Source organism: Burkholderia pyrrocinia, assembly GCF_018417535.1.
GTDB classification, from domain to species: domain Bacteria; phylum Pseudomonadota; class Gammaproteobacteria; order Burkholderiales; family Burkholderiaceae; genus Burkholderia; species Burkholderia pyrrocinia_E.
Window position 1 is genome coordinate 1,935,919 of sequence record NZ_CP070978.1, and the last position, 23,656, is coordinate 1,959,574.

A 23,656-nucleotide genomic window follows, 5' to 3' on the forward strand; every position below is an offset into this window, starting at 1 on the left:
AATCGGGGGGCTGTTTCACGCGGTCATGCCGTTCGCCGGATAACGACGGCTGCCGAACTGCGGGATTCGACGTTGCGGCATCGGCACGCACGTTGCGATCGCCCCGGGACCGCGCGATCGGGCCGCGACGCCGTCGCCATCCGCGCAAGGTTCGACGCGCCTTTACGCCCCCGCCAGTGCCTGCGCCAGCCGCTCGATCAGCGCACGCACGCGCCGCGGCTGCACGGCGCTGCCCGGATAGACGATCTGCAAATCGACGTCGCCCGGCGAGAACGCGCGCAGAACCTCGACGAGCGCGCCGGACGCGAGATCCCGTTCGACGTCGACCAGCGACTTCAGCGCAACGCCGTGCCCCGCGACACACCACGCGCGCACGAGCGCGCCGTCATTGGCGACGCGCCGGCCGCGCACCATCACGCGCTTCAATTCGCCGTCGATGCTGAACGGCCATTCGGCATACAGGTCGAGCCCGAAACGCATCACGATGCAGTCGTGCGCGGCGAGATCGTCCGGATGCCGTGGCGTGCCGTGCGCGGCGAGATACGCGGGCGACGCGCACACCACGCGCCGTGCACGGCCGAGCGAACGGCTGCGCAGCGAACTGTCCGCCAGCGTGCCGCGGCGGATCGCGAAATCGAGCCCCTGCCCGACGAGATCGACGTAGCCGTCGCCGAGATGCAGGTCGACCGTGACGCCCGGATGCTCGGCCAGGAACGCGTCGACGACAGGCACGACGCGCTCGCGCCCGAGATCGGCCGGCGCGCTCAGGCGCACGGGCCCCGACAGCGTCTGCGCGCCCACGCGCACACGGCTTTCGAGTTCGTCGGCCTCGGCCAGCAGGCGCCGCGCGCCCGCGACGAGCGTGCGGCCCTCGTCGGTCAGGCTGATCGCGCGCGTCGTGCGCGTGAGCAGCGCCGCGCCGTAGTGGCGCTCGAGCGCCGCCAGCCGCTCGGACACCGTGGCCGGCGACAGGCCGATCTCGCGGCCCGCCGCAGCCAGCCCGCCCTTCTCCACGATGCGCAGGAACAGCGCGAGGTTATCGAGCAGCATTATTCGCTTCCTCCGAAGGATATTTTTGAAGTCTGCCCAATTATCTGAAATATCCGCAAGCGATACAGTGTGATTCCGCCGCCGTGCGCCCGTCCGGCACGCGCCGGGCTTCGACCATTCAAAGGAAATGCACATGGAATACCGTACGCTCGGCCGCTCCGGCCTCAAGGTTCCCGTCCTGAGCTTCGGCGCCGGCACGTTCGGCGGCACCGGCCCGTTGTTCGGCGCATGGGGCAACACGGGCGTCGACGAAGCGCGTCGCCTCGTCGACATCTGCCTGGAAGCGGGCGTCAACCTGTTCGACACGGCCGACGTGTATTCGGACGGCGAATCCGAACGCGTACTCGGCGCCGCGATCAACGGGCGCCGCGACCGGGTGCTGATCTCGACGAAGACGGGCCTGCCGACCGGCGACGGCCCGAACGATGCGGGCACGTCGCGCGCGCGGCTCGTGCGCGCCGTCGACGCCGCTTTGCGCCGCCTCGACACCGACTACATCGACCTGCTGCAGTTGCACGCGTTCGACGCGGGCACGCCGGTCGAGGAAGTGATGTCGACGCTGGACGATCTCGTGCGCGCGGGCAAGCTGCGCTATATCGGCGTGTCGAACTTCGCCGGCTGGCAGATCATGAAGTCGCTCGCGGCGGCCGACCGGCACGGCTGGTCGCGCTACGTGGCGAACCAGGTCTACTACTCGCTCGTCGGCCGCGACTACGAGTGGGACCTGATGCCGCTCGGCGCGGACCAGGGGCTCGGCGCGCTCGTGTGGAGCCCGCTCGGCTGGGGCCGGCTCACCGGCAAGATCCGCCGCAATGCGCCGCTGCCCGAAGGCAGCCGCTTGCATGAAACGGCCAGCTACGGGCCGCCGGTCGACGACGCACGCCTGTACGACGTGGTCGATGCGCTCGACGCGATCGCGGAGGAAACCGGCAAGACCGTGCCGCAGATCGCGCTGAACTGGCTGCTGCAGCGCCCGACCGTGTCGTCGGTGATCATCGGCGCGCGCAACGAGGAACAGTTGCGCCAGAACCTCGGCGCGGTCGGCTGGTCGCTGACCGATGCGCAGGTCGCGACGCTCGACGCGGCGAGCGCGGTGGAAGCGCCGTATCCGCACTTCCCGTATCGCCGGCAACCGGCGTTCGCGCGGCTCGATCCGCCGATGCGCGGGTAAGCGGCGACGGCCTACGGAGGTGGCCGTGCCGCCCTACGCCGGCACGCCCGCGTCGCCGAGCCGCACGACCTTGTCGGTCGCGCCGATGACCGAACGCCGGTGCGTAATCGCGATCACCGTGACATCGCGGGCCAGCAGCCGCACGTGCTCCATGATGTCGCGCTCCGTGGCCTCGTCGAGCGCGGAACTCGCTTCGTCGAGAAACAGCACGGTCGGCTTGCCGTACAGCGCACGCGCGATCGCGATGCGCTGACGCTCGCCGCCCGACAGCTTCAAGCCACGTTCGCCCACCGTCGTGCGGAAGCCGTCCGGCAAAGCGTCGATGAACGGCAGGATCGTGGCTTTCGCGGCCGCCTCGCGCAAACGCCGCGCGTCGCGCGGCCGGCCGAGCAGGATGTTGTCCTCCAGGCTTTCGTTCAGCAGCACGACGTCCTGCGGCACGACGGCGACCGCGCCATACCAGTCGGCGCGGTCGATGTCCGCGAGATCGACGCCGTCGACGAGAATGCGCCCGTCGGTCGGTTCGATCGACTTCAACGCCAGCTTGAAGACCGTGGATTTCCCCGCGCCCGTCTCGCCGACGACGAACGTGATCGCGCCACGTTCCGCGACGAAGTCGACGTCGGCCACGCCGCGGCCGTTGCCGTACGCGTAGCCGACGCGCTCGAATACGACGCGCCCTTCGCGCGGCACGAACGCGGAAGCATGCGACACCTGCCGCTCCTCGGGCGCCGCCCACATCGCCGCGAACGGCGCGAGCGTCGCGCGTGCGCGTGCGATCTCGTCGACGGCGCGCGCGATCATCTCGAACGGCAGGTTGAGCTGCAGCAGCAGCGTGTTGAACAGCACGATGTCGCCGATCGACAGCGCGCCGGCCTCGTGACGCGGCAGGAGCAGCCAGAACGTCACCGCGAACTGGATCGCGAGGCCGAGGCCCAGCAGCGCGAGATAGCCGACGTGACGCAGCACATACGCACGCCAGTTGTCGCGCACGGCGCGCGCTTTCTCCGCGAAACGCTCGTTCATCCAGCGATGGCTGCCGAAATGCCGGAGCGTCTCCATTGCGTTGATGGCGCCGCCGACGAAACGCGCATTCTCCTGTCCGGCCTCGATCGCGCGGTCGAGAAACGCCCGCGAACGCCGCGCGGACACGATCGCGATCACCACCGCGACCACGCCGTACGCGGCCGCGATCGTCACCACCTCGAGATTGATCAGCGCACCGAGCGTGACGAGCGTGAGCACGATCTGCAGCGCGCCGGGGATCAGGTCCATCAGGCCGAGCTGCACGAGCACCGACAGCGACGAACGCCCACGTGCATTCGCGTTCTGGATTTCCGCCGGATTGTGTTCGACGAAGAAGGCCGTGGTCTTCTTCAGGATGCGCTCGAAGAAGCGCGTGCTCGTGATGAACCCGAGATTCTCCGCGCTCATGAACGCCAGGTACTGCACCACGCGTTGCAACGCGCTGGAGACACCCAGCAGGACGGCGTAGAGCACGAAGCCCGGGATCAGCGCGTGGAGCGCGCCGCGATGCGACAGCGCATCGATCAGGCGCGAGAACAGATACGGCGCGGCGACGGCGCTCGTACTCGACAGGACGACGACCGCCGCGACCGCCAGCAACATCCAGCGATCGGACTTCCAGTAGGCCCGCAGGACCTCGGTGATCGGATTCGGCGCGTGGTGTTCGTTCATGACGCGAAGAACCGGGCGCGGCCCGGATGGCGACGAGCGGGCGAAAAGTCTAACAGACTGAAAGAAATGCCGTGGCGGCGCTGGAGCGGCATGGCGGCGGCAACGCGCGGACGTCCACCGTGGCACCAGAAACCGCGACCGCCATGGGCCTACCCAGCGCGCCGCGAACTGCCTATCGTGGCGATTTGCGTCGTTGTCGGCCCGCCCGGCAACGCGTCCATCCCTCATCGAAAAGGTTCGCAAACATGAACGCTGCCGACGCCGGCCTGACCGTACGTGCGGTCCGGGAAGACGACTACGACCGCTGGCTGCCGCTGTGGGACGGCTATAACCGCTTCTACGGCCGCTTCGACGATACGGCACTGCCACTGGCCATCACACAGCTCACGTGGTCGCGCTTCTTCGACGGCTACGAACCCGTGCATGCTTTCGTCGCGGAACGTGACGGCAGGCTCGTCGGGCTCGTGCATTTCCTGTATCACCGCAGCACGACGCATGCCGGGCCGACCTGCTATCTGCAGGATCTGTTCACGCTCGACAGCGAGCGCGGCAAAGGCGTCGGCCGCGCGCTGATCGAGGCCGTGTACGACGCCGCGCGCCGGCATCGCGCCGAACGCGTGTACTGGCAGACGCACGAAACGAATCACACGGCGATGCGGCTCTACGACACCGTCGCGGGAAAAACGGGGGGCGTGGTTTACAGGAAGGAGCTGCCGCGCTGAGCGCGGCGGGTCGGGCGCTCGATTCAGCGGCTGCGACCAGCTCGCGAAATGCATCGACAGCCCGTCGCGCGGCCACACCGCCGCGCGTTGTACGCCGTCACGGCCTTGGTATCCCGAAGGACACAATTTCGGTGCGTCGATTTGTATTCGCTTCCCGCCCAAGCGAATCCACCGTCACCGGAGTTCCCTGTACAACACGCCGGCTGGAGCAGCCCCAGTGCTCAGTCCAACGGCCGCGCCTTGATCCACAGAAACAGCGGTACACGCGCCCACTGCTTCAACTGGTCCGTATCGGCCTGGTCCGGCGGCGGTTCGCGCAGCGACACGATCGCGAATCCGGCCGCTTCCAGCGCTTCCATGTACGCCTGCAGCGGCAGCGACCAGCCCGCGAAGTGCATCGACAGCCCGTCGCGCGTCTCCACGCCATCGAAGTGCTCGCGCCCGAAATAGCTGCCCTTCAGCACGAACGGCGCATCGGGTTGCGGCCCCGCGAAGCCGCCGCGATCGCGGAACGGGTGCACGAGCGAAATGAACAGCAGCCCGCCCGGCTTCAGCACGCGGCGCGCCTCGTTCAACGCGCGCTGCATGTCGTCGAGATCCATCAGCACGTTGTACGCCATCACGAGATCGAAGCTGGCCGCGTCGAACGGCAGCGACGCCGCGTCGACCAGTTCGTAGCGATGCGCGGAATCCGCGTGACGCGCGGCGTCGAGCATCGCGGGCACCGCGTCGCTCGCGGTCACGTCGTAGCCGAGCGCTTTCAGTTCGCGGCTCACGCGGCCTTCGCCGCAGCCGACTTCCAGCGCGCGGCCGGTGCCGCGGCCGATGTAGGCCGCGAGCCCCGCGCGGTATTTCCAGAACGCATCGTGGCCCGGTGTGCCGGCCCAGCCGATCCATTGATCGGCCACCTGCGTCCAGTGTTCAGTGATGGCTTTCGTGTCGGACATGTCCACTCCCGATCGGTATTCGTCGTTGGCCCAGGATGCGCATGGTAAGCCGAAGCGGCGGAAGGCGTGAGCGGGTTGCGCCACGTGCGGCGGTTGCCGTTTCCGGCGGCGAAGTTCTACAGTTACAGGAAACAACCCGCGCCGCCGTGCATCGTCCCGTTCGACGATACGCAGCCGATTCCGAGGAAAGCCCATGCCGAGTATCGTCGCCGCCCCCGCCAATCTTCCCCCGAGCCCCGTCGCGGCGGAAACGCGCATGGTTCACGACGTCGCCACGCTGAAGCCGTCCGACTACCGTTCGGCGGACGGTTCGTCGTGGGTCATCTCCACCATCACGCCGGCCGCGGACAGCGGCGCGAACGTGACCGGCGCGACGTATTTCGACACCGCGAAAGGCCAGACCGTCCCGGTGCCCGACGCGCGTCGTCGTTATGCGAACCGCGGCACGTGGCAGGTCGTCGCGAGTTCGAGCCCTGCCGTGCCCGCGACGGGCCGTTACGACTGGCTGACGCTCGCGTGGCTGCCGATCAACCGGCGGCCGCTGCCGCTAACGCCCGAGCATCTGTATTCGCCGTTCATTCGCGGCGGCACGATCGTCTATCGGTGGAATCCGGCAGCCGAAGGCGGCGAGCAGTTCGGTAACGTGCGGATGATCTTTCCGGAATGGACGCAGCAGGTGGCCGACGCGTTGCGATCCGCGCCGCCATCGTTGCCGGACGGCACGTCGGCCACACCGCCTGCGCTCGATCGCCTGAAAGCGGACAGGAATCCGATGACCGCCGTGCTCGACTTCGGCGCTGCGCTGCGTGACGAGCCGGTGGAGCGGATCGTCGCACGGCTGCCCGCCTTGCTGCAGGTGAAGGACCTGCATGAACTGTCGGCCATCGTGTTCCTGTGCCTGTCCGGGTCGCGTGCCGAAGACCGGCCGCGCTTCGCCGAAGCGATCGACGGATCGATCGCCGCGACCGACGACAGCGCGCGCCTGCTCGCGATCGCGTATGGCGCGTTCGCGGCGGGAAGATCCCGGCCTTATCCGTTCAACGATGCCGCGCAGACGGCACGCATCAACGACGTGTTCGGTGCATTGAAGCGACGCACATCGGCGCTCGGGGTTCCGATTGCCGAAGGGTCGCCGTGGTACGAGTTCTTCACCGCCTATCGGCTCGGCGGTACGGCATCCGGCAACGGCCAGTGATCGCATGCAAATGGTAAGCGCCGCGGCAGCGGATAAGGATCTCCAGCACCTGCATCAAACTGGTCGGCCCGTGAACAGCCTGCTGTCGTCGCTCGCCACGCCGCGGCTCATGTTTTTCATCGGCGCAAAAGACCGCAACAAATAAATGTCGAGTTGTTTTTTCGATCTATTCGACCATCTGAATCAGATCGTCCCGCGCTGAATTTCCGCCCGGCCACAAAGCCATTTCAAATAACCTGAATCCATTGACCAAATCATGAAGCCGGGCGTCATGCAATGCGCGAGTGAATGCCCGGTGCTCGCATCCGGCAGCGTTCCTGTTCCGTTGAACCCGCCGACATGAATCGGCGCGCGGCCGCGCCCACCGGCCGCCACAACGCATTCACACCCGCACGCAGGACGATAGAACAGCGGCCGGTCGCGGGGGAAGCTGCCGTCAACGAGAGATCCCTGTTCGGGATGCCGGCGGACACCACGCCGGACCGGCATACGTATTGTTGTTGAAGGATCCGCGACCGACCATCAGATCCGTCTGATTCGCTGCCCATCCGCATGAAAATCACGCCTTCCTGACGCAACCACGCTCATCGAATTCGCAACACGCCGTTACGTTCGCGAACGGAACCCGTGTGCATCACAGCCGGTCGAAACGCCGCACGCCCGTCGACAACTTCATCGCCGCGGCGGACAATCCCGTCTCCTGCCCCGCTCGATCACACCCACCCTTTTCCTTTCATGCTGAGCATCGGTCCCTTCTCGATCCGCGTCGTCGCGGTAGCCGTCGCCGCGTTGCTGGCGTGGCTCGTCGCACGTTTCATCCAGCGCCGCCCGCCTGACGGACATCACAAGACCGCAGCGAGCCTGATCCTCGACGTGCTGCTGCTCGGGCTGGTCGCCGCGCGCATCGGTTATGTCGCGCAATGGTGGCGCGACTACGCGGCCGCGCCGCGATCGATCGTCGCGCTCGGCGATGGCGGCTTCGACTGGCGCATCGGCGTCGCGGCCGCGCTGGTATTTGCCGGCTGGCGGCTGCGCCGGCTGCCTGCGCTGCGTCGCCCAGTGCTGGCCGGCATCGTCGCGGGCCTCGCCGCATGGGGCATTGCGCAGGGCACGCTGGCGACGTGGCAGCATGCCGCGCCGCCGCTCGCCGCGATGCAGCTCGAAGCGCTCGATTCGACGCCCGTATTGCCTCAAAGCTTTGCCGGCAAGTCGGTCGTCGTGAACCTGTGGGCGACATGGTGCCCGCCGTGCCGCCGCGAGATGCCGATCTTCGAACAGGCGCAGCGCGACCATCCGGACATCACGGTGCTGATGCTCAACCAGGGTGAAAACGCACAAGCCGTGCGCGCGTTCCTCGAACAGCAGGGCCTGCGCTTCGATCACGTGCTGCTCGATCCGTCGCTGCACGCGATGCACGCGTACGGGTCGCGCGGGCTGCCGACCACGCTGTTCTTCAACGCGAAAGGCGAACTCGTCGAATCGCACATGGGCGAGCTGACCGCCGCACGGCTGAAGGACACCGTGACGCAACGCTTCGGGCAGTAACGCGCGTCGGCCACCGGGAAGCGGCGCGACGCCGCTTCGTCACATGCGCGCTTCGACCGCGGCCAGCCGGGCGGGGAGATGTTCCAGCAGCGCATCGACGGCGGCCCGGACTTTCAGCGGAAGATGCAGCGTGGTCGGCCACACCGCATGGATCGGATAGATCACGCCCGGCCGATCGGGCAGCCGTTCCCGCAACGCGCCGCTGCGCAGCGCGTCGCGCACCAGCCAGTAGGGCGATCTGAAGGTCGCACGCCCGGAGATTCACAGCATGCGCGGTGCATTCGCGATGGTCGGCGAACGGGAGATTTCGGGGCTTTGTGCGTCGATGGAAGCGCTGGCGGGTGATGTAGCGGCGTTCGCGCGCGAGTTCGAGCGCGATCGGCATAGTGCGAACGACATACCCGTGCGGCGTGCTTCAAGCGAAGCGAAACAGCCGACCGCGCTGCTTGCCGGTGCGCCCGCTGCGAATCGATGAAGATGCGATCGCGCGATACCCTGGCCGAATGGCTAACGTTAAGGAAACGCACCTTTCCGTAACCCGATACACGCCGAATCGGGCTACAGTAGTTACGCGTTTGCGCGAGGATGTCGGGCCATCGAGAGCGTCATGTGAGTGATGGTCCCGGCGATAAAAATCCGTCGCGTAAACGAGCGCGGCCCGCAGGTGTTAAGAGCACCCACGGACCGCTGACCACAACCAACTCAACCAAGGAGTTGACCATGGCTGACGCGAATCATAACGCACCGGCACTTGTCCACGATTGTTTCGTCACCCCTCAAGCGTCTTTCCGACATCGCCGCACCATTCCGCACCTCCGGTTCTCCGACAGGGCACCGCCGGTCCTGTATCTGTGGATGAAGCTGTCCGGCCAGTGGATCGAAGGCGCAGGTTTTGAGCCCGAGCAGCGCTTGCAGATCGAGGTAACACACAAGCGGCTGGTGATCACGCCAATCGACGAAATAGACGGCGACCCTGTCGGGAAGGACGGTGTCGCTGATGTCGATCGCGCGACGCGACAGCAACGGCGGCAGTTTCCGGTGATGACGCGGGAGGCGCAATGAATCGCAACGACTCGCGTCAACGCACTGACAACGCTCCGTTCGCCCCCGGTTTCGACGACGCCGGGACACTGTCGGCCAAGGCCGCTCTCGCGCTGAAGCTAAACGCACTGATCGCCTCGCGTGGCCTGAGCGAGACCGAGGCTGCGGCGCTCGCGGACATGGCCCGGCCGGTAGCAACCCCGGCGCAGCGCGACAGGCTCCGGAACGTTTCGCTGGATCTGCTGATGCTGACGCTGGTGTCGTTTGGCCAGCATGTCGAAATCGTGGTGCGGCCTGCGGGGCGCTCGCGTTCGGCGGGCATCACGGTTTCAATCTGACGGCCTGCGAAGCAGGCGAAAAAAAGTGTGGCGGCCGGGCCCGACGGCCGCCGCCCAAGCGGCTCCGGCGCCACACTTTTCAAGGATCGGAACAGGCTGGCACCGATCCACGCGGATAGCAAACACTGCGCACTGACGGCACGAAACCATGCCGTACTGCTCGAGCCATCCGGCCGACAAGGCCATGCCGAGCATGCCGAAGGGCGCATGCACAACATCAATCCGCCGGCCAATCAAATTTTCGGCGTCCGCGATGAACACCGACACTATCGCGACAATGTCGGCCCTTGCAGCCTATACCCGAACGCGGCTAACGCCCGTTCACGCTGATCGCGGGCAAAGCACTTTCAGCATGACAATCGCAGATGCCGGACACACGCCCGCGAACTGGCCGGACGACAGGAGTGGCCGGGGCACGTCGCCAGGCTGAACCCGTACGAAATCCTGCCGAGCAAAGTAGTCCTCCGCGGTGGTCGTGCGCAACGCTACCGCCTCGATCGAGCGACTGCGACATGCCGCCAGCAGGCGCGAGACGATCGCCTTTCCGAAGCCGCTCCCGCGAGCTTGCGTAGCGACCGCAATCGAACGGATCAACGCGAAGTCACCGTGATATTCGATGCCGCCGCATGCGATGATGCGTCCGGTATCCGCAGCCACAATGAAATTAGGCAAGTGGTCAACAACACCGGCAACCGGCAAATCGCAGGCGCGAAGCAGAACCTCTATCGAGACCAGATCGGATACTGCGGCAGCACGAAGTTGCATGGCGTCGATCCCAGGGTGGTGGAGGCTTTGCTCGCGGTAACGATCGCTGGCAGGTATGGCCTCGATCGAGGCGCAGGCGGCCGGCGAGCCACCGCGCCACGTCGCGTCAGATACTGCGCTGATTGACACGCTTCGACAGTTCCTCCGCGCTTTCCTTCCGCTCGCTATATCGATCGACGAGATAAGGGCCAACATCCCGCGTCAGCAACGTGAACTTCACCAGTTCCTCCAGCACATCCACGACACGATCGAAATAAGCCGACGGCTTCATCCGCCCTGCTTCGTCGAATTCCGCGAACGCCTTGGCCACCGACGACTGGTTCGGGATGGTCAGCATGCGCATCCAGCGCCCGAGCACACGCATCTGGTTCACCGCATTGAACGATTGCGAGCCGCCGCTGACCTGCATGACGGCTAGCGTCTTGCCCTGGGTCGGCCGAACGGCGCCCATCGTGAGCGGAATCCAGTCGATCTGGGATTTCATGATCCCGGTCATCGCACCGTGCCGCTCCGGCGAGCACCACACCATGCCTTCCGACCATTGCACGAGCTCGCGCAACTCGACGACCTTCGGGTGGCTCTCCGGCGCATCGTCCGGCAGCGGCAGGCCGCTCGGATTGAACACGCGCACGTCGGCGCCCATCGCGGTGAGCAGGCGCGCGGCTTCCTCGATCAGCAGCCGGCTGAACGAACGCTCGCGCAGCGAGCCGTACAAAAGCAGGAACCGGGGCGGATGGGTCGACGGCGCCGCCGGCCGCAACTGGCCGGCATCCGGCACGCGGAACGATTCGATGTCGAGTTGCGGCAGGTTGTCCAGACGGTCAGACATGCTTGCCCTCCGCGTAATCGCGGTGAATCGTGACGTAGTTCATGCGGATGGATTCTCCTGTTTGCTCAAGCGCGTTCGTACCAGCCCTTCGACCGGTTGACGATGCGCACCACCAGCAGCATGACGGGCACTTCGATCAGCACGCCCACCACGGTGGCCAGCGCCGCGCCGGAATGAAAACCGAACAGGCTGATCGCAGCCGCGACGGCCAGCTCGAAGAAATTGGACGCGCCGATCAGCGCCGACGGGCACGCGATGTTGTGCTTCTCGCCGACCGCGCGATTGAGCCAGTACGCGAGCGCCGAATTGAAAAACACCTGGATCAGGATCGGCACCGCAAGCAGCGCGATCACCAGCGGCTGCTTCAGGATCGCTTCGCCCTGGAACGCGAACAGCAGCACGAGCGTAACCAGCAACGCGGCGATCGACCACGGGCCGATTTTCGCCATCGCGTCGTCGAATGCGGCCTGACCGTTCGCGAGCAGCCGCTTGCGCCAGAGCTGCGCAAGGATCACCGGGATGACGATATAAAGGACCACCGACGTGAGCAGCGTCGCCCACGGCACCGTAATCGCCGACATCCCAAGCAGCAATCCGACCAGCGGCGCGAACGCGATCACCATGATGCTGTCGTTCAGCGCCACCTGCGACAGCGTGAACAGCGGATCGCCGCCGGTCAGCCGGCTCCACACGAACACCATCGCCGTGCACGGTGCAGCAGCCAGCAGAATCAGGCCGGCGATGTAGCTGTCGAGCTGCTCGGCCGGCAGCACCGGCGCGAACAGATGCCGGATGAACAGCCAGCCGAGGAAGGCCATCGAGAACGGCTTGACGAGCCAGTTCACGACGAGCGTGACGCCGATGCCTTTTACGTGCTGACGCACTTCGTGCAACGCGCCGAAGTCGACCTTGACCAGCATCGGGATGATCATCACCCAGATGAGCAATCCGACCGGCAGATTGACCTGCGCATATTCCATCCGGCCGATCTGCTGGAACAGGCCGGGCAGCGCCTGGCCGAGCGCGATGCCGGCGACGATGCACAGCGCCACCCAGACGGTCAGATAGCGTTCGAAGAAGTTGATGGAGGGCTTTGCAACGGCCTGCTCCGGCGGGGCGACGTTGGACGTGTTCATTGGACGGGTATCGGTCTTGAAGTCGCTGGCGGCCCGTGGATTCGGCCGGCCGCCACGCGAACGATCAGCTCCGGGAAATCTCGGTCAGTGCCGCCTGGAGTTCGGCGTTGCTCATGCGATCGAGCGGCAGCGCCAGCAACTGCAGCATGCGATAGCCGATCGCCTGGCGCGTGAGTTCGAACGCGAGACGCTTGCCTTCGTCGCCGCCCAACGCGTTCGACGGATCGGCGTAGCCCCAATGCACTTTGACGGGGCTGCCGGGCCAGTACGGACACGTCTCCGCGGCCGCACTGTCGCACACCGTGATGACGACGCGCAATTCTGGCACACCGTCGCCGACGAATTCGTCCCAGCTCTTGCTGCGGTAGCCGCTTACGTCGACACCGGCGTTCGTCAGCGCTTCCAGCGCGAACGGATTGAGCCGGCCGCTCGGCGCGCTGCCGGCGCTGTACGCGCGCACGTCCTTGCCGAGCGTCGCCGCCCAATGATTGAGCATGCCTTCCGCGAGCACGCTGCGCGCGGAGTTGTGGGTGCAGAGGATCAGGACGTTCGTGGTCATGGGCGAGGTACGCGAAGGCGCTTCAGGAAGATTGCGTGCCGGGCGTCGAACAGGCGGACATCGGCGAGCACGGATTACCGCCGCAGCAGTTCTCCGTGAGATAGGTCAGCAAGCCGTTCATCGTCGCGAAGTTCGCGCAGTAGATGACGAAGCGGCCTTCCTGCCGGCTCGTGACGAGCTCGGCATGGGCCAATTCCTTCAGATGAAAGGAGAGCGATGAAGGGGGCACATCCAGCAGCGTGGCGATCTGCCCGGCCGGCAGGCCCTGCGGCCCCGCCTGCACCAGCGCGCGGAAGACGGCGAGCCGGGATTCGTGCGCGAGCGCCGAGAGCGCCGAAATGGTCTGGTTCGTTTCCATTTTTCGATAATAGTCGAAATATCGAATCATGGAAAGCCACTTCGAGATGAAGCGGCGGCCAGGCGGTGACCAACGATCGGGGACACCCAAAACGACTGCCTCAGCCGACGAACCCTTCGTCCGCCGACAACCCCGCTTTCAACGACGCGTCGCGCGCTTCCCGATGCGCTCCCACGGCCGTCGGCATCTCGCTCGACGCACGGCTCACGGCCGCGAGAACACCATCACGCGCCCCGACACGCGCTGCAGCTTGAGCCAGCCCATGTCGGCCGTGAAGCGCAGCTGCTGCAGCGGAAAATCGAACGTGGCCTTCCCGGCAGCGCTCACGACCGCGTCGGCGATCCAGCGGATCAGCGCCTTCCCTTCGTCGGTCGTCACGCTGCCGTTCTGGATGCCGCCGTAGAAGTAGCGATTCCCGGCGTTGACCTCGTTCTGCAGCTGCATCCAGTGGCCCGGCAAACCCGGCAGCGTCCGGAACAGGTCGGCGACGCGCTTCGTCGTCAGGCCGCGCGCCCACAGCGCACCGTTCACATCCGGCCGAACCAGATTGTGGCGATCCGCTTCCCGGGCCTGCCCCTTGATATCGCCCCGCAGGGCCTCGTGCTTCGACATGACGCAATCCTCATGGTGATGGGCGCGGGAAAGTGGCCCCGCGCGCGCCGCTTGCACGATACGCCCGTTGTGCGAAGTCATCGCCTGTCAGGTTTGTCAGGCCCGAGCACCGTCACGCCTTCTTCCCTTTCAGCACGAACGCCGCCGCCGTACACCCGATCATCGCGATCCCGGCGATCAGGAACGTATCGCTGTACGCCATCAGCAACGCCTCGCGCATCACGCGCTGGTTGATGAGCCCGAGCGCGAACTCGTGCACGCCGGAGACCGACCCGCCCGGCAGCGCGTCCGCGCGCGGCGCATGCACGCGCGCGAGCAGCCGCGCGAGCATCGCCATGCGCTCCTGGAACGCTTCGGAGAACGGCGTGACCGCCTCGCCGATCCGCATCGCGTGCAGTTTCTGCCGCTCGACGACGATCTGGCTCATCACCGCGATGCCGATCGCGCCGCCAACGTTGCGGACCATGTTGAACACGCCCGACGCGGAGCCGAGCTGCGCCCTCTCGATGCCGTCGACGGCCATCACGGCCAGCGCGATCACGACGAACGACTGCCCGATCCCGCGCACGATCAGCGACGGCACGATCACGTTCGATGCAGCGTCGGCGTCGAGGTGAATGTTCATCAGACACCCGGCCGTGACCAGCACGAAGCCGAGCACGATCGTCGTGCGCGGGCTGGTGCGGCGCATCAGCGGCGGCGTGAGGAACGACATCGCGAACTGCACGAGCCCGTATGGAATCATCGCGAGGCCGATGTCGCGCGCGCTGTAGCCGTGCAGTTCCGCGAAGTAGTTCGGCACGAGGAACACCACGCCGAACACGACCGCGCCGAACAGGAACTGCATCAGGCTCGCGATCCCGAAGTTGTAGCGGCCGAGCAGGCGCAGGTTGATGAACGGCTCCTTGCGCCGCAGCTCGATCGCGACGAATGCGGCGAGACCGACCGCCGCGACGATCGACAGTTCGACGATCAGGTCCGACGCGAACCAGTCCTTGCGCCCGCCCTCCTCCAGCACGATCTGCAGCGCGCTCAACCCGATCGCCATCGTCGCGATCCCGAACCAGTCGGCCCGCCTGAGCATTCCGAGCTGCACGGGCAAGGGCCGGATCGCCCAGCCGATCGCCGCGACCAGCGCAATCGCGGGCGGAATCTGCAGGTAGAAGATCCAGCGCCACGAATACATGTCGGTCAGCCAGCCGCCGACCGACGGCCCCGCCGCCTGGGCAACGTTGTTCGCAATCGCGAACAGCGCCATCCCGAGCGGGTGTTTCGACGGCGGCAGTTCGGTGACGATCAGCTGGAACGACAGCGGGATCAGCACGCCGCCGAACGCGCCCTGCAGCGCACGCGCGACGATCATCGTCGAGATGCTCGGCGCGACCGAGCACGCGAGCGAAAACGCGAGAAACCCGGTCGCGCCGACCAACAGCACGCGTCGCGCGGAAAACACCTGCACGAGCCAGCCGGTGAGCGGAATCACGACGATCTCGGCGACCAGGTACGCGGTGGTGATCCACGAGCCTTCCTCGAAGCTCGCGCCGAGCGAGCCGCGGATGTCGGGTAGCGACGCGTTGGTCACGTGCACGTTCATGCCGGCCATGAAGCAGCCGAACACGCCGCCGAGCACCGCGACCCACGCGCGCAGCGAAACGGTATCGTCTTGCGCGGCCTGCGCGGTCGCGGCGGTCACGAGCCGGCCCCCTGCGTGCCGCGCGTGTCCACGCGCGCGATCACCGACATCCCGGGTCGCAGCACGACGCCGGCCGGCGGCGTATCGACGCTGATCTTCACGGGGATGCGCTGCACGATCTTCGTGAAGTTGCCGGTCGCGTTGTCGGGCGGCAGCAGCGCGAACTGGGCGCCGGAGCCCGGCGCGAGGCCGATCACGCGGCCGTGCAGCGTGCGGCCCGAATACGTGTCGACGTCGATCTCGACGGGCTGGCCGTCATGCATCGCGCCGAGCTGCGTTTCCTTGAAATTCGCCACGACGTACACGTCGCTCAGCGGCACCACCGCGAGCAGCGGCATCCCGACCTCGACATACTGGCCCGCACGCACCGCGCGCTGGCCGACGCTGCCGTCGCGCGTCGCGCGGATCACCGTGTGGTCGAGATCGAGCTGCACGAGCGCCAGCCGGGCCTGGGCGGCCGCGAGCCGGGCGCGCGCCTGCGCGATCGCTGCCGTGCTCTGCTCGCGGCGGCGCTGCAGCACGGTCTGCTGGTCGGTCTGCACCCGCACGGCCGCGCCCGCGCGGGCCAGCTCGGCGCGCGCCTTCAGCGCGTCCGCGTGTGCCTGCTCCCAGCGCTGTCCGCTCGCGGCGGATTCGGCGAGCAGTTGCTTGTAGCGCGTCGCATCGGCATCGCGCCGCGTGGCCTCGGCGCGCGCGGCGGCCGCGTCGGCGTCGGCCTGCGCGATCTGGCTGCGCTGCTGGCCGACCTGCGCGTCGAGCGTCGCGGCCGCCGCCTGCTCGGCCTGCAGCGTCGCGTCGGCCGCCGCGACGGCGGCCTGCGCATCGTCGACTTTCGCGCGATAGTCGCGATCGTCGAGCCGCACGAGCACGTCGCCGCGCTTCACCGGCTGGTTGTCGTCGACCGCGACCTGCGCGACATAGCCCGACACGCGCGAACTGACCGTGACGACGTCGGCGCGGACATACGCGTCGTCGGTGCCCTCGATGAAGCGGCCGACGGCCCACCAGTGCCAGCCGAACACGGCGAGCGCGATGACGGCGAGCACGACGCCCGCGACGATCAGTTGGCGCCGGGAGAACCGGGCGGATTTGGTTTTTTCGGGTACGGCAGTCGTGCTCATGATCGGAATGATGAGTTGGCGTGCAAGAGAACGGACAGGGGCGCAGCGAAGGCGGCCGGCTACGGTTGCCAGCCGCCCCCGAGCGCCTTGAACACGGCGACCTGGTCGAGCGCGACCTGCTGCGTCGATTCGGCCAGCGCCGAATCGACCGCGACGAGGCTGCGCTGCGCGTCGAGCACGCCGAGGAAATCGAGTGCACCGGCCTCGTAGTTCAGCTCGGCGAGGCGATAGGCGCGCGCATGCTCGGCGCGCGCGGTTTCGAGCGCGGCGCGGCGGCGCCACGCGGCGCCGTACCGCGCGAGCGCCTGCTCGGTTTCCTTCAGCGCGCGCAGTACCTGCGCATCGAATTGCGCGCGGGCGAGCGTGTTGTCGGCGCGCGCCTGCGCGAGCCGCGCCCGGCTCGCCGCCAGGTTCGGGAAACGCCACGTGATCAGCGGACCGACGCCCCATGCGATCGCGTACTTGTCGCCGAGCGTCGACGGATCGCTGCCGGTCGACAGCCAGTTCACCGAGCCGCCGAGCGAGATCGACGGATACAGCTCGGCCGTCGCCACGCCGATCCGCGCATTCGCGGCGGCCAGCTGGCGCTCGCTCTCGCGCAGGTCGGGGCGCCGCCGCAGCAGCGACGCGCCGTCGCCGACCGGGAACGGCCGCGCGAGCACCGGCGCCGTGCGGCAGTGCGCGGCCGCATCGGGCAGCGCGCCCGGCGCGCGCCCGGTCAGCACCGCGAGTTCGTACAGCGCCGCGCGACGCGACCCGACGAGCGCCGGCAGGTCGGCGCGCGTGTCGTCGGCGAACGCGCGCGAGCGCGCCACTTCGAGGTCGGACACGAGCCCGTGCGCGCGCTGCTTCGCCGTCAGCGCGGCAAGCCGGTCCGCGATCGCGACCGACTGCTCGGCCACGTCGATCCGCTCGCCGTACGCGCACACCTGCGCATACGCGGCCGTCGTCTCGGCGGCCACCACGACGCGCATCGCATCGGACGCGGCCTGCACCGTGTCGGCGTCCGCGCGTGCGGCGTCGACGAGATGGCGCACGCGGCCCCACAGATCGACTTCCCACGACAGCGAGAACGACGGCGCGAAGCCCCAGCGCGTGCGCGCGTCGGTGCCCTTGGCCGCCGCGACGACCTGGTCGGGCGCGTGCTTGCCGTAGTCGACGCCGAACCCCGCCGTCGTGTCGGGCAGCCGTGCGGCGCCGGTCTCGTCGAACACGGCGCGCGCCCGCTCGACCCGCGCGACGGCCGCCGCGAGATCGCGGTTCTGCGCGAGCGCATCGCGCACGAGGCCGTCGAGCACGGGATCGTCGTAGAGCCGCCACCAGCGCTCCGGCGGCTCGCCGCCGGCCGCGACCGGCACGCCTGATGCTGCGTGGAACGGCCCGGTACGCGCCGCGTCGGGCGCAGGCGGCCGGTACGGCTCGCCGACCGAACACGCGGCCAGCGCGGCCGACGCCAGCAGCACGGCCGCGCAGGTGGCGCGCCGCGCGCGCGGCAGTGCGCCGGGGGCAGGAGAAACGGGCGAAGCGGACGGAATGGACGGAACGCGCATCGGGTGGCAAGAAGGTCGAACAAACGATGGGCTTATGGTAATTTCGACCTATGCGGTCGATCTCGCGCGTAAAGTGCATTCGTCGTCGAGAAAAGGACACACGGATCAATTGGAAAATTTCTTCATCGCGCTCGAGCGCCAGGCGCGCGACAAGCAGATCGCCGTCGTCGCGTCCGACTCGCCGGCCGGCATGTCGTACCCGCCGCATTCGCACCGCCAGGGCCAGCTCATCCACGCAATTTCCGGCGTGATGATCGTGCACGCGGACGCGGGCAGCTGGGTCGTGCCGACGGGCCGCGCGGTGTGGGTGCCGGGCGGCACGCAGCACGAGATCCGCTCGGCCGGCGACGTCCAGATGCGCACCGTGTTCGTCGGCCCCGAGGTACGGCCGAGCCTGCCGAACGAATGCCGGGTGATCGAGGTCGGCACGCTGCTGCGCGAACTGATCGTGACGGCCTGCGACCTGCCCGCCGACTACGACCTGTCGCACCGCGCGGGCCGCGTGCTCGCGCTGATCCTCGACGAGATCGAGATCGCACCGTCGCTGTCGCTGCACGTGCCGATGCCGCGCCATCCCGCGCTCGTCGCGCTGTGCACGCGGCTCATCAACGAACCGTCGTCGGTCGTCACGCTGCAGTCGTGGGCGCGCGACGCGCACATGAACGAGCGCACGCTCGCGCGCGCGTTCAAGCGCGAGACAGGCATGACGCACGGCGCGTGGTGCCGCCACGCGCGGCTGCTGCTGAGCCTGCCGCGCCTCGCCGCCGGCACGCCGATCCTCGAACTCGCGCTCGAACACGGCTACGACAGCCCCAGCGCGTTCGCGGCGATGTTCCGCAAGGCGCTTGGCGTCGCGCCGAGCGAATACTTTCGGCGGCGCTGAACTGCGCATCGCTGCGTGCAACTGGTCGCGCGCGCCTCCCAGCGGTCGACGTGGCTCACGTATGTCACGGCGGTCGTCATCGCGTGCCCTCCGGGGAACCGTAGTAATGGATTTCGAGCAGCAGGCAGCCCGCGTCGCTGCGGAACGGGCCATGCGGCGTGCCGACCGGACGCACGAAGTAGCTGCCTTCCCGATAGGTCGCGCGATACTCGCGCGTCGCGACGTCGACCAGGCTCTGGTCGCCGTCGAACAGGTGCACTTCCTCGTGGTAGTCGTGCAGGAACGGCACGCGCGTGGCCGCGCCGGGATCGAACCGCACGATCCGCGTCCGGATGCCGCGCTTCGCGTGCTCGTCCAGCGTATCGACGAGCACGACCTGGTCGATGCCGTCGTCGAAGGCCGGCGGATGCTCCCGGTCGAGCGCCGCGAAATCGACGATGCGCTCGGACAGCCCGCGCGCGTTCATGCCGGCACCACGTTGCGGGTCTGACCGAGATGCGCGAGCAGCCCGTCCCACAGCCGCATCCGCTCGTCGATCGCATCGAGCCCGGCCTGCAGCGCTTCCTCGAGCTTCGCCGCGTCGCCGTCGGCCGCCTCGCGAATCATCGCGCGCGCCGCCGGCCCGTGCTCGCCCGAATCGACTTCGATGTGACGGTCGAGGTAATACACGAGCAGCGGGATCGACGAGCGATCGATCTTCCATTCGTCGAGCAGCGTGCGGAACATGTCGGGAATCACGTTCTCGCGGCCGTAGAAGAAATTGCCCAGCACCTGGTGCGTCGCGCCCGACGTGCAGGCGGCCATCGTCGCCTCGACGAAGCGGATCACCGGCTCCGGCGCGTCAACGGCTTTCAGCGCGGCGGACACCGAGAAGCCCGAGCGCACCAGCGACACCATTTCCTCGATGCGCAACGTCGACGCGCCGACATCGCGCATCGCGTGCAGGTACAGGTCGTAATGGCTCATGTGGCCGTTCGGCGTTTCGTCCGATTCCTCGCCGAGCACGATCTCGTTGATCAGGCGCGACGCGTTCGCGTTGCGCGGCGCGACCCACGGCACCGCGACGGTCGTCAGGTCCAGCTGCAGCCGCTTCACGAGCGACATGAAATCCCACACGGCGAACACGTGCCATTCCATGAACACGCGCAGCTCGTCGATGGTGCGGATCGATCCGAACACCGGATGATGCGCGAGCCGCTCGTGCTGCTCGCCGATTTTTCGCTCCAGCCCTTCCAGTTGATTCACGACACTCTCCTTGTGATGTCCGCTCGCGCCAGCCGACCGCGCCGGCCTCCGTCGCCGGAAACCCTTCCGGCGAATTGCCTGCATGCCGTTTTCGGCCCGCGCAGCAATTTCAGGCGTCGATGCTAAATAAGTTGATAATTTGCCGTCTATTCAAAACGGACATTCTCACACTCTTCCCGGACTAGACCGCATCAAATCACCCAAACCCATTTACTGGCAAGGCTTTGCCGAATTACCAACGAAACCGCCCGGAATTGACAGCCGCAAATCGGGCTATCTAGGATAAGAATTGCGATTCATCAAAAATGAAATGCACGATGCGAATATGTATTTTTCATTAAACAAATACGCGCATTTAATCCATCCACCGGAATAAGGTTCCCGGGAGAACGACGTGACCGATTCGACGCATCAATTGCCGCTGTCCGCGCCGCAGCCCGATTTCTGGGAGGCCGCGCTCGCGTATCCCGTCCCGTCGACGCATATCTATGCGGCCGAGTATCTGGAGATTCGCGGCGCGCTCGACACCGGTGCATTCGAGCGCGCGCTGCGGCAAGTGATCCGCGAGGCGCAGACGCTGCACACGACGCATATCGTCCTGCACGGCGACACGCCCGTGCGTGTGCTCGACGCGGCGATCGCCGACGACTGGACGCTCGAATACGTGGACCTCGCCGGCACGGCCGACGCGCACGCCGGCATGCGCGCGCACTGCACGGGCGCGATCGAGCTTGCGCGCGGGCCGTTCTTCCGCCACACGCTGTACCGCATCGCGCCCGATCACTACTACTGGTACCAGGGCTACGCGCACATCCTGGTCGACGGCTACTCGGGCAGCCTGATCGCCGTGCGCGCGCCTCGCGCATGCCGCGCACGCGTACCTGATGCCGCGCCTCGCCGATCCGATCGCGCCGGCCGGCGGCGGACTGACGCTGCGCGAACGCGAGATGCTGGCATGGACGGCCGATGGCAAGACAGCTTACGAGATCGGCAAGATATTCGGGATCGCGGAGCGGACAGTGAAGTTCCATCTGCAGAACGCCGTCGTGAAGCTCGACGCGATGAACAAGACACATGCGGCCACCAAGGCCGCGATGCTCGGGCTGCTGCCCTGACGGCGCGCGCCTGCACGCCGCAACCTGAAAGAAGCCCGGGCCGGTCACGCCGCCCGGGCCTCGGCCCCGCTTAAGCGACGGCCTTCACCGCCGGCTGCGCGCCGAAGAACGTCGCCTGCGCCGCTTCGTCGGCCCACGCATACGCACGGTTGACGCCGCTGATCACCGCGCGAATCGACGCGGTCGTCAGGTTCGCGTCGACGCCCACGCCGAACGCGCTGCCACTCACGCCCGTGCCGGCCAGCTCGGCGATCGCGATCGCCTTCGCATCGGCGCCCTGCGACAGCGCGCGTTCCTCGTAGTGCTGAATCCGCAGCGGCGTGCGCAGCGCGTGCATCAGCGCGTCGAGCGGGCCGTTGCCTTCGCCGCGCAGCACACGGCGCTCGCCGTGCACATCGGCGGTCAGCACGATCGTTTCGCGACCGTCGCGTTCGGTCAGCTCATGGCCGACATAGCGCAGCGGCGCATCGCTTTCGACGTACTCCTGCTGGAACAGCGACCAGATCTGCGCGCTCGTCACCTCGTGTCCGCTGTCGTCGGTCAGCCGCTGCACGGCCGCGCTGAAATCGACCTGCAGGCGACGCGGCAGCGCGACGCCATACCCCTGTTCGAGCAGGTACGCGATGCCGCCCTTGCCCGACTGGCTGTTCACGCGAATGATCGAGTCGTACGTGCGGCCGAGATCGCTCGGATCGATCGGCAGGTACGGCATTTCCCACACGGCATCGGCGCGCTGCACCACGAAGCCCTTCTTGATCGCGTCCTGGTGCGAGCCGGAGAACGCGGTGAACACGAGGTCGCCGACATACGGGTGACGCGGGTGGATCGGCAACTGCGTGCATTCCTCGGACGTGCGCGCGACTTCGTTGATCTGCGAGAAATCGAGGCCCGGATCGACGCCCTGCGTGTACAGGTTCAGCGCGAGCGTGACGAGATCGACGTTACCGGTGCGCTCGCCGTTGCCGAACAGGCAGCCCTCGATCCGGTCGGCACCGGCCATCACCGCGAGCTCGGCCGCCGCGACCGCGGTACCGCGGTCGTTGTGCGGATGCACGGACAGGATCAGCGAATCGCGTCGCGCGAGGTTCCGGTGCATCCATTCGATCTGGTCCGCATAGAAGTTCGGCGTGCCGATTTCTACCGTGGCCGGCAGGTTCACGATCGCCTTGTGCCCGGGCGTCGGCTGCCAGACGTCGAACACGGCGTCGCAGACTTCCTTCGCGAAGTCGAGTTCGGTGGCCGTGAAGGTTTCGGGGCTGTATTGCAGCGTGAACCGCGTATCGGTTGCGGCGTCGGCGCAGCGCTTGATCGTGCGCGCCGCGTTTACGGCGAGCTGCTTCACGCCGTCGCGGTCGAGGCCGAACACGATCTTGCGGAATTCCGGCGCGGTCGCGTTGTACAAGTGCACGATCGCGCGCTTCGCGCCGCGCAGCGATTCGAACGTGCGCTCGATCAGGTCGTCGCGCGCCTGCGTCAACACTTCGATCGTCACGTCGTCCGGAATGTGGCCGCCTTCGATCAGTTCGCGCACGAAGTTGAAGTCGGTCTCGGACGCCGACGGAAACGCCACCTCGATCTCCTTGAAGCCGATCGCGACCAGCGTCTTGAACATCCGCATCTTGCGCGCGGCGTCCATCGGTTCGAACAGCGCCTGGTTGCCGTCGCGCAGGTCGGTGCTCATCCAGATCGGCGCGTGCGTGATCGTGCGCGTCGGCCACACGCGGTTCGGCAGGTTGACGGGCGTAAACGGTCGGTACTTCGTCGCGGGGTTCTTCAGCATCATGATGTTCGGTCCTCGGTCTGTTTGTCGGGAAACCGCGGCGCGGCGGCCATCACGGGTAGAGGCCGGCTGCACGCGCAGCGGTGAAAACGGCAAGAAATCAGCACAACGGCAAAGCGGTACGGCAAACGACAGCCTTGGCGGTTGGGCGACCGGGACGGAGCGGAGCGATACGGAAAAAAGACGAACTCAGGCGCCGGTCGACAACCGGGGCCAGGTCGGTGATGCAGGGGAAATCTGGCGCTTCAGGAAAGAAGCAGATGGAAAGCGCGCAGCCGCAGACCCAGCCCGGAGAAGCGGGCT

General features: G+C 67.2%; 24 protein-coding genes. 8 read left to right on the forward strand and 16 right to left on the reverse strand.

Features of this window, described 5'->3' with window-relative positions; all coding sequences use genetic code 11:
- Positions 1-162 precede the first annotated feature (162 nt).
- Positions 163-1,050, reverse strand: coding sequence for a LysR family transcriptional regulator (locus tag JYG32_RS26795; protein ID WP_213265623.1), 888 nt, complete (start codon positions 1,048-1,050; stop codon positions 163-165).
- Positions 1,051-1,183: 133 nt separating this feature from the next.
- Between JYG32_RS26795 and JYG32_RS26800 the strand changes: the two genes are divergently transcribed.
- A complete protein-coding gene (locus tag JYG32_RS26800) occupies positions 1,184-2,221 on the forward strand; it encodes an aldo/keto reductase (RefSeq protein ID WP_213265624.1) in 1,038 nt (345 codons plus the stop codon).
- Between the two features lie 33 nt (positions 2,222-2,254).
- Here JYG32_RS26800 and JYG32_RS26805 read toward each other — a convergent pair whose 3' ends face one another.
- Entirely contained in the window at positions 2,255-3,919 is a 1,665-nt protein-coding gene (locus JYG32_RS26805; protein ID WP_213265625.1) for an ABC transporter ATP-binding protein, read from the reverse strand.
- Between the two features lie 245 nt (positions 3,920-4,164).
- On the opposite strand from JYG32_RS26805, the gene JYG32_RS26810 reads away from it, so the two are divergent.
- Positions 4,165-4,641 (forward strand): GNAT family N-acetyltransferase, encoded by a 477-nt coding sequence (locus JYG32_RS26810; RefSeq protein ID WP_174378674.1) that lies wholly within the window; start codon positions 4,165-4,167, stop codon positions 4,639-4,641.
- Positions 4,642-4,862: 221 nt separating this feature from the next.
- Here the strand turns inward: JYG32_RS26810 and JYG32_RS26815 are convergent, their stop codons facing one another.
- Positions 4,863-5,588 carry a class I SAM-dependent methyltransferase gene (locus JYG32_RS26815; RefSeq protein WP_213265626.1) on the reverse strand — a complete coding sequence of 242 codons (726 nt, stop codon included), beginning with the start codon at positions 5,586-5,588 and terminating at the stop codon, positions 4,863-4,865.
- Positions 5,589-5,781: 193 nt separating this feature from the next.
- On the opposite strand from JYG32_RS26815, the gene JYG32_RS26820 reads away from it, so the two are divergent.
- Complete coding sequence (locus tag JYG32_RS26820) at positions 5,782-6,783, forward strand: hypothetical protein (protein WP_213265627.1); 1,002 nt, start codon at positions 5,782-5,784, stop codon at positions 6,781-6,783.
- Positions 6,784-7,518: 735 nt separating this feature from the next.
- Complete coding sequence (locus JYG32_RS26825; RefSeq protein ID WP_213265628.1) at positions 7,519-8,328, forward strand: TlpA family protein disulfide reductase; 810 nt, start codon at positions 7,519-7,521, stop codon at positions 8,326-8,328.
- A 39-nt stretch (positions 8,329-8,367) separates the two neighbouring features.
- Here JYG32_RS26825 and JYG32_RS26830 read toward each other — a convergent pair whose 3' ends face one another.
- Positions 8,368-8,550, reverse strand: coding sequence for a hypothetical protein (locus JYG32_RS26830; RefSeq protein ID WP_249744655.1), 183 nt, complete (start codon positions 8,548-8,550; stop codon positions 8,368-8,370).
- 498 nt (positions 8,551-9,048) lie between these two features.
- Here JYG32_RS26830 and JYG32_RS26835 point away from each other — a divergent pair, with 498 nt between their 5' ends.
- Positions 9,049-9,390: a SymE family type I addiction module toxin gene (locus JYG32_RS26835; protein ID WP_213265629.1), complete on the forward strand. Its 342-nt coding sequence runs from the start codon at positions 9,049-9,051 to the stop codon at positions 9,388-9,390.
- Entirely contained in the window at positions 9,387-9,707 is a 321-nt protein-coding gene (locus JYG32_RS26840; protein WP_174378669.1) for an XRE family transcriptional regulator, read from the forward strand. The genes JYG32_RS26835 and JYG32_RS26840 overlap by 4 nt, the downstream gene beginning before the upstream one ends.
- Positions 9,708-10,028: 321 nt before the next feature.
- Here the strand turns inward: JYG32_RS26840 and arsN2 are convergent, their stop codons facing one another.
- The 9 genes from arsN2 to JYG32_RS26885 form a co-directional block, all read right to left on the reverse strand.
- On the reverse strand, positions 10,029-10,601 hold the full coding sequence (arsN2, locus tag JYG32_RS26845) for an arsenic resistance N-acetyltransferase ArsN2 (RefSeq protein WP_249744656.1): 573 nt from the start codon (positions 10,599-10,601) through the stop codon (positions 10,029-10,031).
- A complete protein-coding gene (arsH, locus tag JYG32_RS26850) occupies positions 10,579-11,301 on the reverse strand; it encodes an arsenical resistance protein ArsH (RefSeq protein WP_174378668.1) in 723 nt (240 codons plus the stop codon). The genes arsN2 and arsH overlap by 23 nt, the downstream gene beginning before the upstream one ends.
- Before the next feature lie 65 nt (positions 11,302-11,366).
- Positions 11,367-12,437: an ACR3 family arsenite efflux transporter gene (gene arsB / locus JYG32_RS26855; protein WP_213265630.1), complete on the reverse strand. Its 1,071-nt coding sequence runs from the start codon at positions 12,435-12,437 to the stop codon at positions 11,367-11,369.
- Positions 12,438-12,501: 64 nt separating this feature from the next.
- On the reverse strand, positions 12,502-12,996 hold the full coding sequence (locus tag JYG32_RS26860; protein WP_213265631.1) for an arsenate reductase ArsC: 495 nt from the start codon (positions 12,994-12,996) through the stop codon (positions 12,502-12,504).
- Between the two features lie 22 nt (positions 12,997-13,018).
- A complete protein-coding gene (locus tag JYG32_RS26865) occupies positions 13,019-13,354 on the reverse strand; it encodes an ArsR/SmtB family transcription factor (RefSeq protein WP_213265632.1) in 336 nt (111 codons plus the stop codon).
- A 204-nt stretch (positions 13,355-13,558) separates the two neighbouring features.
- Entirely contained in the window at positions 13,559-13,966 is a 408-nt protein-coding gene (locus JYG32_RS26870; protein ID WP_174378665.1) for a peptide ABC transporter ATPase, read from the reverse strand.
- A gap of 112 nt (positions 13,967-14,078) precedes the next feature.
- Entirely contained in the window at positions 14,079-15,659 is a 1,581-nt protein-coding gene (locus tag JYG32_RS26875; RefSeq protein ID WP_213265633.1) for a DHA2 family efflux MFS transporter permease subunit, read from the reverse strand.
- Complete coding sequence (locus JYG32_RS26880) at positions 15,656-16,780, reverse strand: HlyD family secretion protein (RefSeq protein ID WP_213265634.1); 1,125 nt, start codon at positions 16,778-16,780, stop codon at positions 15,656-15,658. Before JYG32_RS26880 ends, JYG32_RS26875 begins: the two co-directional genes overlap by 4 nt.
- A gap of 59 nt (positions 16,781-16,839) precedes the next feature.
- Positions 16,840-18,330 carry a TolC family protein gene (locus JYG32_RS26885; RefSeq protein WP_213265635.1) on the reverse strand — a complete coding sequence of 497 codons (1,491 nt, stop codon included), beginning with the start codon at positions 18,328-18,330 and terminating at the stop codon, positions 16,840-16,842.
- Positions 18,331-18,439: 109 nt separating this feature from the next.
- Here JYG32_RS26885 and JYG32_RS26890 point away from each other — a divergent pair, with 109 nt between their 5' ends.
- On the forward strand, positions 18,440-19,213 hold the full coding sequence (locus JYG32_RS26890) for an AraC family transcriptional regulator (protein ID WP_213267488.1): 774 nt from the start codon (positions 18,440-18,442) through the stop codon (positions 19,211-19,213).
- Between the two features lie 76 nt (positions 19,214-19,289).
- Here the strand turns inward: JYG32_RS26890 and JYG32_RS26895 are convergent, their stop codons facing one another.
- Positions 19,290-19,679 carry a cupin gene (locus tag JYG32_RS26895; RefSeq protein ID WP_213265636.1) on the reverse strand — a complete coding sequence of 130 codons (390 nt, stop codon included), beginning with the start codon at positions 19,677-19,679 and terminating at the stop codon, positions 19,290-19,292.
- On the reverse strand, positions 19,676-20,458 hold the full coding sequence (locus JYG32_RS26900) for a DUF3050 domain-containing protein (protein WP_213265637.1): 783 nt from the start codon (positions 20,456-20,458) through the stop codon (positions 19,676-19,678). The genes JYG32_RS26895 and JYG32_RS26900 overlap by 4 nt, the downstream gene beginning before the upstream one ends.
- A gap of 415 nt (positions 20,459-20,873) precedes the next feature.
- On the opposite strand from JYG32_RS26900, the gene JYG32_RS39725 reads away from it, so the two are divergent.
- A complete protein-coding gene (locus tag JYG32_RS39725) occupies positions 20,874-21,647 on the forward strand; it encodes a condensation domain-containing protein (RefSeq protein WP_433960858.1) in 774 nt (257 codons plus the stop codon).
- On the opposite strand, the gene leuA is transcribed toward JYG32_RS39725, so the two are convergent.
- On the reverse strand, positions 21,644-23,353 hold the full coding sequence (gene leuA / locus JYG32_RS26915; protein ID WP_213267489.1) for a 2-isopropylmalate synthase: 1,710 nt from the start codon (positions 23,351-23,353) through the stop codon (positions 21,644-21,646). The genes JYG32_RS39725 and leuA overlap by 4 nt on opposite strands.
- Between the last annotated feature and the right edge of the window lie 303 nt (positions 23,354-23,656).

What these genes read in the sequence shown, in the direction of transcription:
- arsH (WP_174378668.1), bottom strand. Translation starts at nt 11,301, where the DNA reads ATGTCTGACCGTCTGGACAACCTGCCGCAACTCGACATCGAATCGTTC.
- JYG32_RS26840 (WP_174378669.1), top strand. Translation starts at nt 9,387, where the DNA reads ATGAATCGCAACGACTCGCGTCAACGCACTGACAACGCTCCGTTCGCC.
- JYG32_RS26820 (WP_213265627.1), top strand. Translation starts at nt 5,782, where the DNA reads ATGCCGAGTATCGTCGCCGCCCCCGCCAATCTTCCCCCGAGCCCCGTC.
- JYG32_RS26795 (WP_213265623.1), bottom strand. Translation starts at nt 1,050, where the DNA reads ATGCTGCTCGATAACCTCGCGCTGTTCCTGCGCATCGTGGAGAAGGGC.
- JYG32_RS26835 (WP_213265629.1), top strand. Translation starts at nt 9,049, where the DNA reads ATGGCTGACGCGAATCATAACGCACCGGCACTTGTCCACGATTGTTTC.
- arsB (WP_213265630.1), bottom strand. Translation starts at nt 12,437, where the DNA reads ATGAACACGTCCAACGTCGCCCCGCCGGAGCAGGCCGTTGCAAAGCCC.
- leuA (WP_213267489.1), bottom strand. Translation starts at nt 23,353, where the DNA reads ATGCTGAAGAACCCCGCGACGAAGTACCGACCGTTTACGCCCGTCAAC.
- JYG32_RS26870 (WP_174378665.1), bottom strand. Translation starts at nt 13,966, where the DNA reads ATGTCGAAGCACGAGGCCCTGCGGGGCGATATCAAGGGGCAGGCCCGG.
- JYG32_RS26880 (WP_213265634.1), bottom strand. Translation starts at nt 16,780, where the DNA reads ATGAGCACGACTGCCGTACCCGAAAAAACCAAATCCGCCCGGTTCTCC.
- JYG32_RS26800 (WP_213265624.1), top strand. Translation starts at nt 1,184, where the DNA reads ATGGAATACCGTACGCTCGGCCGCTCCGGCCTCAAGGTTCCCGTCCTG.
- JYG32_RS26865 (WP_213265632.1), bottom strand. Translation starts at nt 13,354, where the DNA reads ATGGAAACGAACCAGACCATTTCGGCGCTCTCGGCGCTCGCGCACGAA.
- JYG32_RS26885 (WP_213265635.1), bottom strand. Translation starts at nt 18,330, where the DNA reads ATGCGCGTTCCGTCCATTCCGTCCGCTTCGCCCGTTTCTCCTGCCCCC.
- JYG32_RS26810 (WP_174378674.1), top strand. Translation starts at nt 4,165, where the DNA reads ATGAACGCTGCCGACGCCGGCCTGACCGTACGTGCGGTCCGGGAAGAC.
- JYG32_RS26815 (WP_213265626.1), bottom strand. Translation starts at nt 5,588, where the DNA reads ATGTCCGACACGAAAGCCATCACTGAACACTGGACGCAGGTGGCCGAT.
- JYG32_RS26895 (WP_213265636.1), bottom strand. Translation starts at nt 19,679, where the DNA reads ATGAACGCGCGCGGGCTGTCCGAGCGCATCGTCGATTTCGCGGCGCTC.
- JYG32_RS26805 (WP_213265625.1), bottom strand. Translation starts at nt 3,919, where the DNA reads ATGAACGAACACCACGCGCCGAATCCGATCACCGAGGTCCTGCGGGCC.
- JYG32_RS26860 (WP_213265631.1), bottom strand. Translation starts at nt 12,996, where the DNA reads ATGACCACGAACGTCCTGATCCTCTGCACCCACAACTCCGCGCGCAGC.
- JYG32_RS26825 (WP_213265628.1), top strand. Translation starts at nt 7,519, where the DNA reads ATGCTGAGCATCGGTCCCTTCTCGATCCGCGTCGTCGCGGTAGCCGTC.